The following is a 14935-nucleotide window of genomic DNA, read 5'->3' as shown; positions in this document are numbered from 1 at the left end:
GCCAGACATTTTCGGCCCAACCATTGTCGCCAGACAGTGTTGGCTGGAAATTGGTTGGGGGAAGCCTTTAGCCCAGACTCAGGCGCGGCTCAAGGTTTCGCTGAGGGAAACCATCCATCGCATCCTGAATGTCGATTGGCCCTAGCGTGGCGGCGTCCAGCCGTAGATCCAGTCCTGGCGCGCGGACAGGCGGTCCGGGCGCATCAGTTTCATCACCGTATCGCGGCCGACCGCCAGCGGGCCGCCCAGGTGATAGATGCGGCCGTTTTCGGCTGCCGTTTTCTGCACCTTCTTCACCCGCCGCTTGCGGGCGGCCTCGTAGGCCCTGAAAACGGCGCGGATGTCGGTTGCGGACCGCGGGAAGAGATGCGCAAGGACGGCAGCGTCCTCGATCGCCATGGCCGCGCCCTGGGCCGCAAAGGGCAGCATGGCGTGGGCGGCATCGCCGAGGAGCGCGATCCTGCCGTCGCTCCAGGGGCCTTCCGCGTCGACACCGCACAATGCCCATTTGAGCCATGTGTCCGGCTTTTCCAGCAGGGATCTCACGTTCGGCGCCCAGGCGCGGAAATGGCCCAACAGGGTTTCCCGATCCGCTGTCGCCGACCAGCCTTCCTCGGTCCATTTTTCCGGTACCAGCGCGACGAGGTTGAATTCCCGTCCTGCGCGAATGGGATAGTGTACGAGATGGGCGTCAGGACCAAGCCAGAGGCCGGTGTCGGCAAGCAGATCGCCATTGACCTTTTCCGCCGGCAGGGTCGCCCGGTAGGCCGTCAGGCCGGTGTATTTCGCCTGTGCGTGACCGGAAACCCGTTCGCGGACCCTGGACCAGACGCCGTCGGCGCCGATCAGGGCCCTGGCGGTTATCTGAGCAATCACGCCGCCTGACCGGACATGGCACTGCAGTGTGCCGTCGGGGGTGTCGCCGACCTCCAGGATCTCGCTGCCCAGCCGGATATCGATCCGTCCCTGGTGCAGGGCGCGGTCGAACAGGGCCTTTTGCAGATCGGCGCGGTGAACGACGAGATAGGGCGCGCCATGACGGGCCGCGATCCGCTCTCCCAGTTCGATCTTCACGATTTCCCTACCCGTGCGGCCGGAGCCGATACGGATCCCGCCGGGGGCGACCGCATGCGGCATCAGGCTGTCCAGAACACCGAGATCGTCCAGGACGCGGCAGGCATTGGGCGACAATTGCAGTCCGGCGCCGACCTCGGCCAGTTCGTCGGCCTTCTCGACCACAAGCACATCATGTCCCCCGGCGCCGAGCGCCAGTGCCGCGCTTAATCCGCCGATCCCTGCGCCGGCGATGACGACTGGAAGGTCCATGAATGGTACCGGAGGTTCCGGTCAGGCTGCTTCCGGGGTCCAGATGCAGTCGTTCGGGGAGGATTCGGTGGGTTTCAGGGTCGCGTCGTACTTGTAGAGCGTGGAGCAATACGGGCAGACGACTTCATTCTCGTCACCCATGTCCAGAAAGACATGCGGATGGTCGAAGGGGGGATTTGCGCCGATGCACATGAATTCACGTGCGCCGATTGCAATTGAATCGTGGCCGCTGGAGTTCTGGAAGTGCGGGACGATCTGATCCGCCATGGGTTCAATCCATTCCGTTAGAAGTGGGCAATTCGCTGCGGACCATACTGGTTTGTTCGGCAAAAGGGTAGGGGGGCAGAAAAGTGAATTGTCGATTGTCCCGTGCCCCGGCATTTCGACCGCCGTTGATGCGGCGCCTGAACCGGAGACGCGAAGAAGACTTTACCAGACGGCGTCAATGGACATAAGCTAACGGGACAAAAGGTTCCCTTTACGTAAGAGTAAGTCTCAACCATGCCGCAATTTCACCTGGACGGAGTCGACATCGCCTATCTCGACGAGGGCGCGGGCGAGCCGATCCTGCTCATTCACGGCTTTGCGTCCAACAAGAATATCAACTGGGTCTATCCGGGATGGGTCGATCTTCTGGTGAAATCGGGACGCCGGGTGATCGCCGTCGATAATCGCGGTCACGGCGAAAGCAGCAAATTCTACGATCCGGCAGCCTATGGCGCGCCGATCATGGCGGAGGATGCGCGCAAGCTGCTGGATCATCTCGGCATCGGGCGCACGGATGTGATGGGCTATTCCATGGGCGCGCGCATCGCGGCCTTCCTGACCCTCAATCATCCCGACCGGGTCAATCGTGTGATTTTCGGCGGGCTGGGCTACGGCATGGTGTCCGGCGTCGGCGATCCGGAGCCGATTGCTACCGCTTTGGAGGCCGAACGGCTGCAGGACGTGACGGACCGCACCGGGCGCGCCTTCCGGGCCTTTGCCGACCAGACCCGGTCCGACCGGCTGGCGCTGGCCGCCTGTATCCGCTCCTCGCGCCAGAAAATCTCCGAGGCGGATGTCGCGGGCATTACGCGGCCGGCGCTGATCGCGGTGGGAACCAAGGACGATATCGCCGGCTCGCCGCAACGGCTGGCCGATTTGATGCAGGATGCACGGATCCTGGAAATCCCGAACCGGGATCACATGGTCGCAGTCGGCGACAAGGTCTACAAGCAGGGCGTTCTGGAATTTCTGGATGGGAGTGAGGCATGACCGGCACGCGGATCGAATTCACCGGAAATGAAGGTAACCGCCTGGTCGCGGACCGGCACGGGGAGACCGGCCAGCCGGTTATCCTGCTTCACGGCGGCGGCCAGACCCGCTATTCCTGGGATGCAGCGGCAGAAAGCATCGCCCGCCAGGGCCACGTGGTTTACTGCCTGGACCAGCGCGGGCATGGCGAAAGCGACTGGGTGCCGTCCGGCAACTACGAATTCCACGATTACGCCATGGACCTGATCGCGGTGGCGGACCGGGTGGCGGCGCTCCACGGGGCGCGGCCCGTCCTGGTCGGCGCCTCTCTCGGCGGGCTGGCCGGCATGATGGCCGAAGGCGAACTCAAGCCCGGCGCGCTGGCGGCACTCGTGCTGGTGGACGTCACCCCGCGCATGGATCTCGGCGGGGTCAGCCGGATCCTGGGCTTCATGGCCGAGCGGGTCGAGGAGGGCTTCGCGACGGTGGAAGAGGCGGCCGACGCGATCGAGCTCTATCTGCCCAACCGCAAGCGTCCGAAGGACCTTTCGGGCCTGTCGAAGAACCTGCGCCTGCATGATGACGGCCGCTACCGCTGGCATTGGGATCCGAAGTTCATTGCTTCAAAGCATGGCAATGACAACGGTCACGCAATCGAGACCCAGCAGATCATGCTGAAGGCGGCGGCAAACCTGAAACTGCCGGTGCTGCTGGTGCGCGGACAGAATTCCGAGCTTGTCTCGCAAGAGCATGTAAAGGAATTCATCGAGCTGGTGCCCCATGCGCATTTCACCGATATCAAGAATGCGGGACACATGGTTGCGGGTGACCGGAACGACATTTTCGCGGAAGCCGTCCAGTCGTTCCTGGACAAGCTCTTCAGGAATGCCGAGGCGTCGTAAAAGTCCCTGAAATCAGTGGCTTGTGACGAGTTTTGGACGTCGGGGCGATGATCTGGCGCCGGTCGGCCGAGAGGAGGGGCGGTTTTCCCCGGCTGTCTTTATTATCCGTATTTTTGACAGTAACTTCAGAAATTGATTCAAGCAGGACGAAGTTGCGCCTCCTCGGGGTGGCGATGAAAAACGCAAGTTTTTTCAGCAATTTATCTGCGCAGGCTGAGGTCTTGATTCGTGTATCTCAAATGGCGATTCAAGTGCCGTTGAGAAATGGATTCAACTTCCGGTAAATCTCGGTGCTCGTTTCTCCAGAAAGGCGTCGCGGCCTTCGACCACGTCGGCGCTCTCGAAGCAGTCCAGCGCGGCTTCTTCGGCCCGGGCGAGAGCGCCGCTGTCGCGCCCGGCGGCGAAAGCGTTGATGGCGCGTTTGGCGGCGCGGATCGTCAGCGGTGCATTGTCGGCAAGGGTTCGGGCAAGGTGTTCGATGCGGCCCTCCAGGGCATTTTCGGCAACGGCCTCGTCCACCAGGCCGATGCGGTAGGCGGTTGCCGTATCGATCCGCTCCGCGGTGAAAACGAGCCGCTTGGCGGCGGCGGGACCGATCGGCTCGATGATGTCGGAAATAGCCTCCAGCGGATAGGCAATACCGAGGCGGGCGGCGGGTATGCCGAACAGGGCGCCTTCGGCGGCAATGCGCAGATCGCAGGCAAGCGCGATCCCGAGGCCGCCGCCCAGGCAATGGCCGCGGATCATCGCCACGACCGGTTTCTCCGCGTGCTTGAGCGCCTTGAAGGCGGCGATGTTGATGGCGTCGTAGCTTCGTGCCCTGGCGCCGTCGGACCGGGTTTCGGCAAATTCGGAGATGTCCGCTCCCGCGCAAAAGCTGGTATCGCCGGCGCCGCGTACCACGATCACGCGGACCTGTTCGTTGCGCACCAGATCATCGACTGCCGCCGGCAGGTCCTGCCACATGGCAAGGCTCATGGCGTTGCGCCTCGGCGCGTTGTCGATCACCAGCCAGCCTGTGGCTCCGGTCACTTCGGTCCGTAACGTTCCGGATGATTTCGGGGCGTTTTCCAAGGTCGGCATGGTCATTGAGAGAACTTTCAGATGGTGCGAGTTAAGATCAAAGAAACCAGCCTGATCATGCTCCGGCAAGTTTGACTTTGGAATTAGCCGCAGGCGTCCTATCTTAGGGCAACCACTTATTGCGGCTTGAAAAGGAGACAAGCCATGTCGAACCCGTCCCCCCGGCAGAATGCGGCCAATCTGGCGCTTCACGATCCGGTCTGGCGTCAGCTTCGGGAAGAGGCTCAGGCCATGGTCGCCTGCGAGCCGGCCTTGTCTTCGTTCGTCTACGAGACCGTGCTGAACCACGAAACGCTGGAAGAGGCGGTCGTCCACCGTCTCGGTGACCGTCTCGGGCGCGATATCGTGTCCGCGTCCCTGATCCGGCAGACCTATCTGGAAGCGCTGGCTTCCGAACCGGAGCTTGCGGAAATCTTCCGGGTCGACATCGTCTCCGTCTATGACCGCGATCCGGCATGCCACCGGCTCCTGGAACCGGTGCTCTATTTCAAGGGCTTTCATGCGCTTCAGACCCACCGGCTGGCCAACTGGCTGTGGCGGCAGGGCCGCGAGGATTTCGCGCTCTACCTGCAGAGCCGGTCTTCGGAAGTCTTCCAGGTCGATATCCATCCGGCGGTCCCCGTCGGCCGCGGGATCTTCATCGACCACGGCACCGGCGTTGTCGTCGGCGGGACGGCCTCCATCGGTGACGATGTGTCGATCCTGCAGGGTGTCACCCTCGGCGGAACGGGCAAGGAGGGCGGCGACCGCCATCCGAAGATCCGCAACGGCGTCCTGATCGGCGCCGGGGCCAAGGTTCTCGGCAATCTGGAGATCGGCCATTGCTCGCGCATTGCCGCCGGGTCCGTGGTGCTGAGCCCGGTTCCGCCCAACACAACGGTCGCCGGCGTGCCGGCGAAGATCGTCGGCAAGGCCGGTTGCGCGGAGCCGTCGCGCTCGATGGATCAGCTCATCGAGAATGAGGCCGCCACCAGGTCTGCCGTCAAGGAAGACGGGGAAAGCTGACGAAGTAGGTTGGCTTGAGGCGAAAGTTCTGTAGGGTCCGCGTCAGACCCCACCCATTGATTGCGCAGGAGAAGCGACGTGAAACCCGATGAAATCCGAAAGCTCGAAGCCTACCTGAAACAGAAATTCGAGCTGGACCGGATTCAGGTCAAAGCCCGTCCGCGCAAGGACGACTCCGCAGAGGTCTATATCGGCGACGAATTCGTCGGCGTCATCTTCCGCGACGACGAGGACGAGGATCTGAGCTGGAATTTCCAGATGGCGATCCTGGAGATCGACCTGGACGAGGTCTGAGGCGTTTTCGGTTCCTCCAGGGGCCTGACCCTGGATTATTTCTTCCCGCTTTCAAGCGTGCGGACCAGTTCCACGGCCCGCCGCTCCAATCGTCCCCAGTTGGCCAGATGCGGCTCTTCGAAGCGATAGGTCAGGAGAAGGCTGCCGGGCAGGGCCTTCTGGGCCGTGCAGATGGCGACAGGATCGCTCAGGGCCTGCCGGCAACGGGCGATAAAGCCTGTCTCGCTGCCCGGCTCGTAGACGATCTGGTCGCGGGCGCCGATCGGGCTTGAAAGCGTCAGGATCCTGAGGCCGGCCGGGCCGGGGCCCTCGACGCCCCTGGCCAGGCGCTTGTAGACCGGTTCGAGCCGGTCGCGCATGGTTTCGCCGCGCGCATTCCGCCCGATATCCAGAAGCACCACGTTGGAGCCCTTGCCGAAGGACGCGAACTGGTCCGCATTGTCCTTGTCGAAACCGGACATGGAGGGCCACATCACGCCCAGGTGCAGGGTCGAAAGGCGTTCGCCGGTCCGGTTGAGGCCGAGGCGCTGGGAGGGTGCCCGGATCATGTTTACGGGGACTTCGAAGGCCCGGTCGCCGACGAAAACGGTCCGACGTCCGGGCTCGTCGGCCCATTCCATGTCCGCATTCCAGTACCCCGTCCAGCGCGCCCCCAGATAAGCCACGTAAATCAGGGCCAAAGCCGCCATGGACGCGGTCAGATAGGTGAAATACCTCGGGCTGACGCCGCTCGAGGCGGGGAGGACAAGCAAGGTCAACGACCGGCTCCCGGCGTTTCATATTGGCCGGACCGCGTGCCTGATCCGTCTCTATCGGAGACGGCTGTCCCGAAACGGGATGGGGTTCTGCTAATCATTTCCAGCATGGGCCGGGATTTCTGTCCGGATTCGCAGGCGGGCTGGCCGGGACTCAAAACGGCACGGCGCTTGCATTTGACCCTTAACAAATTCTAAAGCAGCTTCAGCTTGCAAAAGTTAACAAAGGGTTAATGTTATGTTGTTCCAGCTTATGATCGCGCTGTACATCGGTTGTGCGGGGTTTGTCGCGGCAGGCGTAATTGGCAGCTTTTACCAGTTGGTGACCGATCAGCCGCCGCGGTTCAATTTTGCCGTGGATAGCGCGATCGGCACGATCGCCTCCGTTGGCGTGTGCGTGCTCGCCGGCCCCTTCATCATCATGCGGAACGCCATTCGCGGTCGCCGAATCGAAGGCAGGCCGATCGGCTGGCTGGTCGCCTCGTCGACCATCGCGGGCATGTGGAGCATCTGCTCCGGTCTGCTGGTCATGCAATGCGCCCTGGCGATCGCCGCAAGCTTCTAACGGGCATTCCGGATAAAAAGGGGAGGGCAAGGCATGCCGGTCTATTATCTCGACGGCGTTCAGCCGGAGTTTCCCGAAGACGACCGCTACTGGGTCGCGCCTGATGCCAGCGTGATCGGGCGCGTCCGGCTCGACCGGGATGCAAGCGTCTGGTTCGGTGCGGTGCTGCGCGGCGACAACGAGCTGATCCACATCGGTGAACGCTCCAATGTCCAGGACGGCAGCGTGTTTCACACGGACATGGGATACCCGCTGACCATCGGTCCGGACTGCACCATCGGCCACAAGACAATCCTGCACGGCTGCACCATCAAGCGGAACACGCTGGTGGGCATGGGGGCAACGATCCTGAACGGGGCGGTGATCGGCGAGAACTGCATTGTCGGGGCGAATGCCCTGATTGCCGAGGGCAAGGTTATTCCGGACAATTCCCTGGTCGTCGGCATGCCGGGCAAGGTGATCCGCCAGCTCGACGCCGCCGCCGCTGAGGGCATTACCAGATCCGCCGAGGGCTATGTGCGCAACTGGCAGCGATTCAAGGCAGGACTGTCGCCGGTCTGACCGGCAGCTGATTGGTTTTTGGCCTTAACGCGACCGAAAAAAGGACGGGAGCCGGCTTGCGGGGGCTAGCCGACTCCCTGGATCCGGTCGTGGTAGGGATGGGGAGGGTGGGGACGCGACCGGATCTTCCCGTTGCCCCGAAGGGCAATCCTCCAATTTCATGACTGACGCCGAGCCGGGCCGGTGGGCCGCTGGTCCGCGTCAGGCCTATTGGCCCAGACTGCTCACAGTCGTGACCCTGGTATCCGCGATACCTGTCCACTTCGCCGGAGCGCGCGTGGACTGGCGCTTGATGTACCTGTACGGCGTCGAGTACCAGGGCAGGACCGCTTCGATCTGATTGTCGAGGATCATGTCTCCCTGATCGGTGCGCACGGTCAGGACCGCGTGGCCGGCGTTCTGGATATCCTTGGCGACTGTGATCAGAAGCGCGCTTCTCGGCCAGCCCGCGGCAATGAGTTCGCGCTGCTTTTCAAGGACGTATTCCTCGCAATCGCCCGAACCGTTCACCGGGTAGGTCCAGTATTCCGGCTTGCCGAAATTCTCTTCGTCGGTAACCGGCCTGATCTGGCTGTTGACCTTGTGGTTCAGCGCAATCAGTTCGTTCCATCTTTCTTCCGTCAGCTTGACGACAACCGGCGCATTGGTTCCGCCCTGGCATTCACTGCGGTTCTCCCTACAGAACTGCACATGGCCGATCGGCGGCTTGACGACGGTTTCCATGGCCATGTAACGGCTCGGCGAAGCCTCTGCCGTCCAGGACATGACTGCACTCAGAAGAAAAAGAGCAGGTAGATGAGTGTATTTCTGATGTAATTTCATCGTAACGCCCTCCCCAAGGCTGACGTAACGATGACAGATGCGATTTTATTTCTTGAGAATTTAAAATATCAAACAAGAATAGATCTTTATATAGATTTGATCATTACTTTAAGAAAAGTCGATTCAATTATGAATCGTATTTGCCTCTTTATTGAATAAAATTGTTCCTGTTCTTCGCAAATATCTGAAAAATAGAATGAAATTCATATTCAATGCGGACTGGAGACCTGCTCGCGACCGTCGGCGCGACGTATTAAACACCAGCGTCTGCAGGTCCTGATCCGACGAAACATGGTATTTTTGCGGATAGCTTTTCAGAGAGAAAATTCGCTGCTGCCAGTGCGCAGGGTTACCAATTCCCGAAAGAAAGACCGGGCCGGTTTCCTTAGCGGCAGATTTGCAGGCGCAAATGTGCCGGAAACCGGAGCGCTCCGGCCGGATATCGAGCAGCCGAACCGCCCGCGCAAGTCAAAGGAATCGGCTGGACCGGTCAGTCGTCGCTGGAAATATGGTGTTCCAGCAGTTCCCGGTTCTGGATGGCGGCGAATTCCACGGCGATGCCGCCTTCGATGCGGCGGACGACACGGGCGCGCATCTTGCCGAGTGCAATGCTGTCGCCGGGTTCCGGCTGGACGTCGGTGGCAAGGGCCGCACCGGACAGGGACACGTCGATGATGCGGCACATGTGTTCCGAACCGTCCGGCAGCACGATCTTGGTGATCGGGTTCTTCGGAACGAAACGGTCGTGCCGGCGATCTTCGGGCAGATTGAGCTCGTCGCGGTTGGCGAGCCAGGTCAGGACGTTGGCGATCTTGTCGCGCTTGCGCGGCGTGTTGCGCAGTTCGACGGCGAAGCCGCCGTCGAAGAGGCGGGCGATCCGTCCTTCCACGCGGCTCAGGTGATCGAGATAGGCAACGACCCGTTCGCCGACACGGCCGGAAACGGGCGTTATCATGGCCATGCCGCCCGGCGACATGTCGATGACCTGGCACGGATATTCGCGCCGGTCTTCGAGCATGAAACGGCCGAGAATATTTACGGATACACGCTGATGACGACGCCGGTCCGTTGCTTGAAGCGTTCTGCTTCCATCGGTTGCTGTAGCCAATCCGGCGCCCATGCGTGTAATACCCGTTTGCCCCTACGCCTGACACGTATTCCGGGAACGGGTGTCATCGCACACGTCCCAAGGACTCGCAGTTTACGGGTCCGGGGTTAACGATATGTAAGGCCTCGGCCACTTCTGCTTACGATTTTCCACCCGAATAAACCGTCAGGTGCCCGACCTGGCGTTCGGCGCCTTGCGGCAGGCCCGAAGGCGGCAGATTCATGCCTTCAGCGGTAAAGCGCGGCAGGATCGGATTGACCCCTTCGCCGGGCTTGAGAAAGTAAGGCCGCTCGTCCGGCCAGACAAGGCGCAGGCTGGTGATCGACTGGTTCAAAATGGGATGCAGGCCGAGCCAGTAGGGACGTTCCATCGGGGTGGACGAGCCCAGGATCCGGATCCGGCCTTCGCCCGGGACATTCAGCGGCAGAAGCAGCATTTCCATAGGCAGATGCTGCTCGCGTTCGGTGTGGCCGGCCACTCCGATGACGGCTGCAGCCGCATCCTCGGTAATGGCGGCAATCAGGCTGGCGAGAGCCTCCCGGTCCTTCTCGTTCCAGCCGCGCAGGAAATTCCGGCCTTTCAATTCGCGGCAGTGGGCCGAGCAAAGGCGGGTTCCGGCGAGCCGGTAGCGCACGTCATGGGCGGAATTCACTTCCAATATGAACGTATCGCCCAGCAGAGAACGGATCCGGCCGGGATCGATTTCGCTGCGGTTGGGGGCAGGGCGCCCGCCGCGCAGATCATCCCAGTACTTGTAGAGTGTTTTGGATACGCCGTTCTTCATCTGACTATGCCCCTGTCTTAAGAGCGGTGCCGAAACCGGCGGGGCGGTTGCCGCCTGTCCGAATTCGGGACACCTTATCTTCTGTCTCCGTGTTTGGGTCCTGATAAGCAGGGGGCGTGCCAAATGGCTGAAAACGGTCGCCGCGGGGTGCGTTACGCTTAATTAAGGTTAACGGTTTCTTGTCGTTGCCAAGCGCCGGGGAGTCCGGCACCTTAATGCTGCGTTAGGCAATAGGGGCCGCAAAGGGGGCTGGCCCCTATAGAGAGCCTGACCGGTGGAGTTTCCAAACAGGTTGCTCCGGGGGAGCGTGGGGGACGCGACCAGCCATCGTCATGTTGGCACAAACGCCTGTCACCGGAACCGGTGGCGGGCGTTTTCTTTTGGGACGCGGGTGTCCCGTCGGACCGTCTGTCTCTGCATGCCTTGCCAGCGCCTTCATTTGGCGTACATGTTGGGAGCAACGCCGAGAAGGATTCAGATGAACCATCACGTTTTCGAACCCGAGCGGGGAGAGCCCGATCAGGAAGGGCCGGAGCCGGTCTTTAATCTGCCCAAGGTGGTGATTTGGCTTGCCGGGATCATGATCGCGCTGTTCGTGCTGCAGGCCTACGTGCTTCCGACCAGGCTGAACAACCAGATCATCGTCTATTTCGCCTTCTGGCCGGAACGCTACCTGCCCGGGGTGCTGGCAAGCGGGATCGCGCCCGGCGGGATTGCGGCCGATATCTGGACTTTCGTCACCTACGCATTCCTGCACGGCGGCGTCACCCACATCGCCTTCAACATGCTGTGGATGATCGTGTTCGGCAGCGCGGTCGCGCGCCGGTTCGGAACCTTGCGGTTCCTGGTCTTCTCGGCGGTCTGTGCCGCCGGCGGTGCGCTCATGCATCTGGCGACCCATTTCGGCGCCGAAGCTCCGATGATCGGCGCTTCGGCCGCGATTTCCGGGCATATGGCGGCAGCGGTGCGCTTCGTCTTCGAGTTGGGCGGACCGTTGGGTGTGATCCGGCGGACCGATGAAGCAGCCTACCGGGTGCCGGCGGCACCCCTGCTGCATTCCCTGGCCGACCGGCAGGTAATCACCTTCCTGGTCGCCTGGTTCGGGCTCAATCTCGTCTTCGGCCTTTACAGCACGCCCTTGACCGGTGCCGGGGGCACAATCGCATGGGAGGCGCATGTCGGCGGTTTCCTGACCGGACTGGCCCTGTTTCCCCTGATCGATCCCGTGCCGCGGCGGCGATATTAACAATCAAGCTCTGCGACACTTTGCCTCGGTCGAATAATTTGTCATGATACCCGACCGGACGCCGCGCGTCGGTGTTCCCTCTAGGCCAAGGACTCATATCGGACACATAGTTGAGTTTGAATTGGCACGGAAACAGGAGGAGTTGGCAAATGACCGTTGGCGCTGTCTTGAATGGAAAAGGACATGATGTGATTACCGCACGCGGAGCGACGCCTCTGCGCGAAATTTGCTCGACCCTGGCGGAAAAGGGGATCGGCGCCATCCTGGTGACCGATGCGGCCAAGCACATCGAAGGCATTATTTCGGAACGCGATATCGTCAAGACGCTTGCGGCGAAGGGAACGGATGCCCTGGACCTGCCGGTTTCCAGCGTGATGACCACCGCAGTCGTAACCTGCGCGGAGGAGGACGCGATCATGGATGTCATGTCCAAGATGACCTCGGGCCGGTTCCGCCATGTGCCAGTTCTTCGGGACAACAAGGTCATCGGGCTCATATCCATCGGCGATGCGGTCAAGTACAGGATCGCACAGGTGGAAATGGAAGCCGAGCAGATGCGGACCTACATCACCATGGCGTAGGGCCAGGACGGGCCTTTCCGGGCAGTGTCAATTGAGGTGCAGGCAGCACGGCCGTCATTGCGGCCGTGTTTTTTTATGGATCAGGGTCAGGACCCGTAGACGCCCTTCGGGTCGTAGACCCGTTCCTTTTCCACGCGCTCGAGACGGAAACCGCCGTCGGCGTCGGTAACGATCTTGCGGAAGAAGCAGGAATTGAATCCGGTGTGGCAGGTGGCGCCGTTACCGGCGACCTCGACCTTGAGCCAGATGGCGTCCTGGTCGCAGTCGGTGCGGATTTCCTTCACGTGCTGGATCTGGCCCGAGGTTTCGCCCTTCTTCCAGTAGGCCTGGCGGGAGCGGCTCCAGTACCAGGCCTCGCCGGTCTCGATGGTCCGGCGCAGGGCTTCGGCGTTCATGTAGCCGACCATCAGCACCTCGCCCGAGGCGTGGTCGGTCACGACGGCCGCAATCAGGCCGTCGCTGTCGAATTTCGGCTGGAAAACCGCGCCGGTCTCGATTTCGGTCTTGTCGCCGCGCTCGGCGAAAATGGACGTGGTCACTTGCAACCCCTTGGCCTTTGAGGAGGCGGGGGCTGTTACCGGCTCCCGCCGCGGACCAGGCTCATGAACTTGGCCTGCTCGGCCGGCTCGTCCTGGAAAACTCCGGTGAACTGGGTGGTGATGGTGGACACACCCTGTTTCTGCACCCCGCGCATGGTCATGCACTGATGCTCGGCCTCGAGCATGACGGCAATCCCGCGCGGCGCGATCGCGTCGTCAATGGCGGAAGCGATTTGCGAGGTCAAGTGTTCCTGGGTCTGCAGCCGCTTGGCGAAGATGTCGACCACGCGCGCCAGCTTGGACAGGCCGACGACGCCCTCCGCCGGATAATAGGCGATATGAGCTTCGCCGATGAACGGCAGCATGTGGTGTTCGCAGAAGGAGTTGAAGGGGATGTTGCGGACCATGACAATGTCCTGGTAGCCGCCCACATCCTCGAAAATCCGTTCCAGATGCGAGAACGGGTCTTCGAAATAGCCGGCGTAAAGCTGCTCATAAGCCTTCACGACGCGCCGCGGCGTGTCCTGCAGGCCCTCGCGTTCCGGATCGTCGCCGGTCCATGCGATGAGGGTACGCACAGCGGCTTCCGCTTCCTCACGGCTCGGGCGCTTGAGCTGATCGGGAGCCTTGCGCTCGAATTTCTTGCCGACTTGCTTGAGGACTGCGTCCATTTCGATCCCCGCTAATTTGCCCTGGTTACCCGTCATACGCTCTTCCCGACGAAGCAGATCACTCCGCCGTACCTGTTATTTGCCGATGGTCCGGTTGTGGAGGCGCCCGGGGGCGGATCCACGGATAAAATTGAACTCATCCGGCTTGTGTCGCGGTGTTCCGAAGCGGATGATACGCCTATCTGGCTTACAGGGCGATTAACTCAGGCTCTTGCAGAAAACCGACAACGACTGATCTATATAGGGAAAGACGTGCGGGCTGCAATGCAGACAGTGATCACCCGGTTTCACGAAGAGGCGAGAATGCTTGACGATATCTACAATGCCAGGATCCTGGAATTTGCGGGAAACATTCCGCGGATCGGGCGTCTGGAGCATCCTCAGGCGACGGCGAAAGCCCATTCCAAGCTGTGCGGCTCCACGGTGATCGTGGATCTTTGCCTGGAAGACGGTGTCGTGTCCGACTATGCCCATGACGTGAAAGCCTGCGCGCTGGGCCAGGCGTCCTCGTCGATTGTCGCCCGGCATGTCATCGGCGCCACGCCTGAGGAACTGCGCGAGGTCCGCAAGACCATGCGCGCCATGCTGAAAGAAGGCGGCGAGCCGCCCACGGGCCGGTTCGAGGACCTGAAATTCCTGGAGCCGGTGCGCGAATACAAGGCGCGGCACGCCTCCACCATGCTGGTCTTCGATGCCATCGTCGACGCGCTCGACCAGATCGAGGCAGGGCAGGCCGCGTCCGGCGAGAAGACGGTGGCGTGACCCGGAAAGGCTGCACTCCATGCACAAGTTACGCAAAACCTGCCTGATTGCCGCCGCCGGTCTTTCATTGCTGCCGCTTGCCGCCGGTGCGGCCTTTGCCGGCACCTGTTATTACGAACGCTACGACAGCGCGTCCGGGCAGTGGGAGCGCGTCCGGGAGCGTTTCGTCGACAGCAGCCAGGAATGTATCGCGCGCTGCTCGTCTTCCGGCTATCGCAATTGCAGCTGGAGCCCGTCGGACAACTGATCGGCTTTAATCCGTTGTATCGGTCCCGATATGAGACGAAATACCCGCCGATAGATCGTGACCGGCCGAAGACCCGATTGGTATAAGATCCCCACGATGAACATTCTCACAAACCTGCCGAAGCTCGCCGGTATCGGCTTGATCCGGCTTTACCGCTATACGCTGTCGTCCTTCATGGGGCGCGGTTGCCGTTATGCGCCGACCTGTTCGGAATATACCGAAGAGGCGATCCGCACCTACGGGATGTGGGCCGGCGGCTGGATCGGGCTTTCCCGGATCCTGAGATGCAATCCCTGGGGCCCTTCGGGCTACGACCCCGTTCCGGATCACCTGCCGAAGGGCCGGAACTGGTTCCGGCCGTGGCGTTACGGCCACTGGACGGGCGCCCACATCAAGAAAGAGCATCGTCTGGACTGAATAGGTCCCTAGTGCAGGAACGGGACTATAT

The 14935-nt window shown here is 61.5% G+C and carries 20 protein-coding genes; 11 read left to right on the top strand and 9 right to left on the bottom strand.

Annotation, left to right across the window (positions count from 1 at the left end):
* Positions 1-141: 141 nt before the first annotated feature.
* Complete coding sequence (locus HK439_RS17940; RefSeq protein ID WP_190292892.1) at positions 142-1326, bottom strand: FAD-dependent monooxygenase; 1185 nt, start codon at positions 1324-1326, stop codon at positions 142-144.
* Positions 1327-1347: 21 nt separating this feature from the next.
* Positions 1348-1593 carry a zinc-finger domain-containing protein gene (locus HK439_RS17935; protein ID WP_190292891.1) on the bottom strand — a complete coding sequence of 82 codons (246 nt, stop codon included), beginning with the start codon at positions 1591-1593 and terminating at the stop codon, positions 1348-1350.
* A gap of 234 nt (positions 1594-1827) precedes the next feature.
* On the opposite strand from HK439_RS17935, the gene HK439_RS17930 reads away from it, so the two are divergent.
* Together HK439_RS17930 and HK439_RS17925 are read left to right on the top strand one after the other, a co-directional pair.
* The gene (locus HK439_RS17930; RefSeq protein WP_190292890.1) at positions 1828-2583 is read left to right on the top strand and encodes an alpha/beta fold hydrolase; all 756 of its coding nucleotides are present in this window, start codon (positions 1828-1830) and stop codon (positions 2581-2583) included.
* Positions 2580-3464 (top strand): alpha/beta fold hydrolase, encoded by an 885-nt coding sequence (locus HK439_RS17925; protein ID WP_190292889.1) that lies wholly within the window; start codon positions 2580-2582, stop codon positions 3462-3464. Before HK439_RS17930 ends, HK439_RS17925 begins: the two co-directional genes overlap by 4 nt.
* A gap of 270 nt (positions 3465-3734) precedes the next feature.
* Here the strand turns inward: HK439_RS17925 and HK439_RS17920 are convergent, their stop codons facing one another.
* Positions 3735-4547 (bottom strand): enoyl-CoA hydratase, encoded by an 813-nt coding sequence (locus HK439_RS17920; RefSeq protein WP_209011922.1) that lies wholly within the window; start codon positions 4545-4547, stop codon positions 3735-3737.
* A 144-nt stretch (positions 4548-4691) separates the two neighbouring features.
* Between HK439_RS17920 and cysE the strand changes: the two genes are divergently transcribed.
* Positions 4692-5552: a serine O-acetyltransferase gene (cysE, locus tag HK439_RS17915; RefSeq protein ID WP_190292887.1), complete on the top strand. Its 861-nt coding sequence runs from the start codon at positions 4692-4694 to the stop codon at positions 5550-5552.
* 78 nt (positions 5553-5630) lie between these two features.
* On the top strand, positions 5631-5846 hold the full coding sequence (locus HK439_RS17910) for a DUF3126 family protein (protein ID WP_190292886.1): 216 nt from the start codon (positions 5631-5633) through the stop codon (positions 5844-5846).
* 35 nt (positions 5847-5881) lie between these two features.
* Here HK439_RS17910 and HK439_RS17905 read toward each other — a convergent pair whose 3' ends face one another.
* Positions 5882-6604 carry a hypothetical protein gene (locus HK439_RS17905; RefSeq protein ID WP_190292885.1) on the bottom strand — a complete coding sequence of 241 codons (723 nt, stop codon included), beginning with the start codon at positions 6602-6604 and terminating at the stop codon, positions 5882-5884.
* A 235-nt stretch (positions 6605-6839) separates the two neighbouring features.
* Here HK439_RS17905 and HK439_RS17900 point away from each other — a divergent pair, with 235 nt between their 5' ends.
* Together HK439_RS17900 and HK439_RS17895 are read left to right on the top strand one after the other, a co-directional pair.
* Positions 6840-7166, top strand: coding sequence for a DUF6949 family protein (locus HK439_RS17900; RefSeq protein ID WP_190292884.1), 327 nt, complete (start codon positions 6840-6842; stop codon positions 7164-7166).
* Positions 7167-7199: 33 nt separating this feature from the next.
* Positions 7200-7727, top strand: a complete 528-nt coding sequence (locus HK439_RS17895) for a gamma carbonic anhydrase family protein (protein WP_190292883.1) — start codon at positions 7200-7202, stop codon at positions 7725-7727.
* Between the two features lie 207 nt (positions 7728-7934).
* Here HK439_RS17895 and HK439_RS17890 read toward each other — a convergent pair whose 3' ends face one another.
* The 3 genes from HK439_RS17890 to HK439_RS17880 all read right to left on the bottom strand — a co-directional run bounded on the left by HK439_RS17890 (position 7935) and on the right by HK439_RS17880 (position 10441).
* On the bottom strand, positions 7935-8492 hold the full coding sequence (locus HK439_RS17890) for a transglutaminase-like cysteine peptidase (protein ID WP_209011914.1): 558 nt from the start codon (positions 8490-8492) through the stop codon (positions 7935-7937).
* Between the two features lie 547 nt (positions 8493-9039).
* Complete coding sequence (locus tag HK439_RS17885; RefSeq protein ID WP_190292882.1) at positions 9040-9669, bottom strand: PilZ domain-containing protein; 630 nt, start codon at positions 9667-9669, stop codon at positions 9040-9042.
* Positions 9670-9796: 127 nt separating this feature from the next.
* Entirely contained in the window at positions 9797-10441 is a 645-nt protein-coding gene (locus HK439_RS17880; protein ID WP_190292881.1) for a PAS domain-containing protein, read from the bottom strand.
* 478 nt (positions 10442-10919) lie between these two features.
* Here HK439_RS17880 and HK439_RS17875 point away from each other — a divergent pair, with 478 nt between their 5' ends.
* Complete coding sequence (locus HK439_RS17875; protein WP_190292880.1) at positions 10920-11687, top strand: rhomboid family intramembrane serine protease; 768 nt, start codon at positions 10920-10922, stop codon at positions 11685-11687.
* Positions 11688-11836: 149 nt separating this feature from the next.
* A complete protein-coding gene (locus HK439_RS17870; protein WP_190292879.1) occupies positions 11837-12268 on the top strand; it encodes a CBS domain-containing protein in 432 nt (143 codons plus the stop codon).
* Between the two features lie 86 nt (positions 12269-12354).
* On the opposite strand, the gene hisI is transcribed toward HK439_RS17870, so the two are convergent.
* On the bottom strand, positions 12355-12807 hold the full coding sequence (gene hisI, locus HK439_RS17865; RefSeq protein WP_190292878.1) for a phosphoribosyl-AMP cyclohydrolase: 453 nt from the start codon (positions 12805-12807) through the stop codon (positions 12355-12357).
* Between the two features lie 35 nt (positions 12808-12842).
* A complete protein-coding gene (folE, locus tag HK439_RS17860; RefSeq protein ID WP_190292877.1) occupies positions 12843-13478 on the bottom strand; it encodes a GTP cyclohydrolase I FolE in 636 nt (211 codons plus the stop codon).
* A gap of 303 nt (positions 13479-13781) precedes the next feature.
* Between folE and HK439_RS17855 the strand changes: the two genes are divergently transcribed.
* The 3 genes from HK439_RS17855 (at position 13782) to yidD (ending at position 14904) form a co-directional block, all read left to right on the top strand.
* Positions 13782-14240 carry an iron-sulfur cluster assembly scaffold protein gene (locus HK439_RS17855; protein WP_190292876.1) on the top strand — a complete coding sequence of 153 codons (459 nt, stop codon included), beginning with the start codon at positions 13782-13784 and terminating at the stop codon, positions 14238-14240.
* Positions 14241-14259: 19 nt separating this feature from the next.
* Positions 14260-14487 (top strand): hypothetical protein, encoded by a 228-nt coding sequence (locus HK439_RS17850; RefSeq protein ID WP_190292875.1) that lies wholly within the window; start codon positions 14260-14262, stop codon positions 14485-14487.
* Positions 14488-14583: 96 nt separating this feature from the next.
* On the top strand, positions 14584-14904 hold the full coding sequence (gene yidD, locus HK439_RS17845) for a membrane protein insertion efficiency factor YidD (protein ID WP_190292874.1): 321 nt from the start codon (positions 14584-14586) through the stop codon (positions 14902-14904).
* Positions 14905-14935: the final 31 nt, after the last annotated feature.

The organism is Roseibium aggregatum (genome assembly GCF_014692675.1).
Taxonomy (GTDB): Bacteria; Pseudomonadota; Alphaproteobacteria; order Rhizobiales; family Stappiaceae; genus Roseibium; species Roseibium aggregatum_C.
This window is presented reverse-complemented; position numbering and strand designations above follow the sequence as displayed.

Coding starts and splice junctions, on each gene's coding strand:
- HK439_RS17940 (WP_190292892.1), bottom strand. CDS start 1,326: ATGGACCTTCCAGTCGTCATCGCCGGCGCAGGGATCGGCGGATTAAGC.
- HK439_RS17935 (WP_190292891.1), bottom strand. CDS start 1,593: ATGGCGGATCAGATCGTCCCGCACTTCCAGAACTCCAGCGGCCACGAT.
- HK439_RS17930 (WP_190292890.1), top strand. CDS start 1,828: ATGCCGCAATTTCACCTGGACGGAGTCGACATCGCCTATCTCGACGAG.
- HK439_RS17925 (WP_190292889.1), top strand. CDS start 2,580: ATGACCGGCACGCGGATCGAATTCACCGGAAATGAAGGTAACCGCCTG.
- HK439_RS17920 (WP_209011922.1), bottom strand. CDS start 4,547: ATGCCGACCTTGGAAAACGCCCCGAAATCATCCGGAACGTTACGGACC.
- cysE (WP_190292887.1), top strand. CDS start 4,692: ATGTCGAACCCGTCCCCCCGGCAGAATGCGGCCAATCTGGCGCTTCAC.
- HK439_RS17900 (WP_190292884.1), top strand. CDS start 6,840: ATGTTGTTCCAGCTTATGATCGCGCTGTACATCGGTTGTGCGGGGTTT.
- HK439_RS17895 (WP_190292883.1), top strand. CDS start 7,200: ATGCCGGTCTATTATCTCGACGGCGTTCAGCCGGAGTTTCCCGAAGAC.
- HK439_RS17890 (WP_209011914.1), bottom strand. CDS start 8,492: ATGTCCTGGACGGCAGAGGCTTCGCCGAGCCGTTACATGGCCATGGAA.
- HK439_RS17885 (WP_190292882.1), bottom strand. CDS start 9,669: ATGGGCGCCGGATTGGCTACAGCAACCGATGGAAGCAGAACGCTTCAA.
- HK439_RS17880 (WP_190292881.1), bottom strand. CDS start 10,441: ATGAAGAACGGCGTATCCAAAACACTCTACAAGTACTGGGATGATCTG.
- HK439_RS17875 (WP_190292880.1), top strand. CDS start 10,920: ATGAACCATCACGTTTTCGAACCCGAGCGGGGAGAGCCCGATCAGGAA.
- HK439_RS17870 (WP_190292879.1), top strand. CDS start 11,837: ATGACCGTTGGCGCTGTCTTGAATGGAAAAGGACATGATGTGATTACC.
- folE (WP_190292877.1), bottom strand. CDS start 13,478: ATGGACGCAGTCCTCAAGCAAGTCGGCAAGAAATTCGAGCGCAAGGCT.
- HK439_RS17855 (WP_190292876.1), top strand. CDS start 13,782: ATGCTTGACGATATCTACAATGCCAGGATCCTGGAATTTGCGGGAAAC.
- HK439_RS17850 (WP_190292875.1), top strand. CDS start 14,260: ATGCACAAGTTACGCAAAACCTGCCTGATTGCCGCCGCCGGTCTTTCA.
- yidD (WP_190292874.1), top strand. CDS start 14,584: ATGAACATTCTCACAAACCTGCCGAAGCTCGCCGGTATCGGCTTGATC.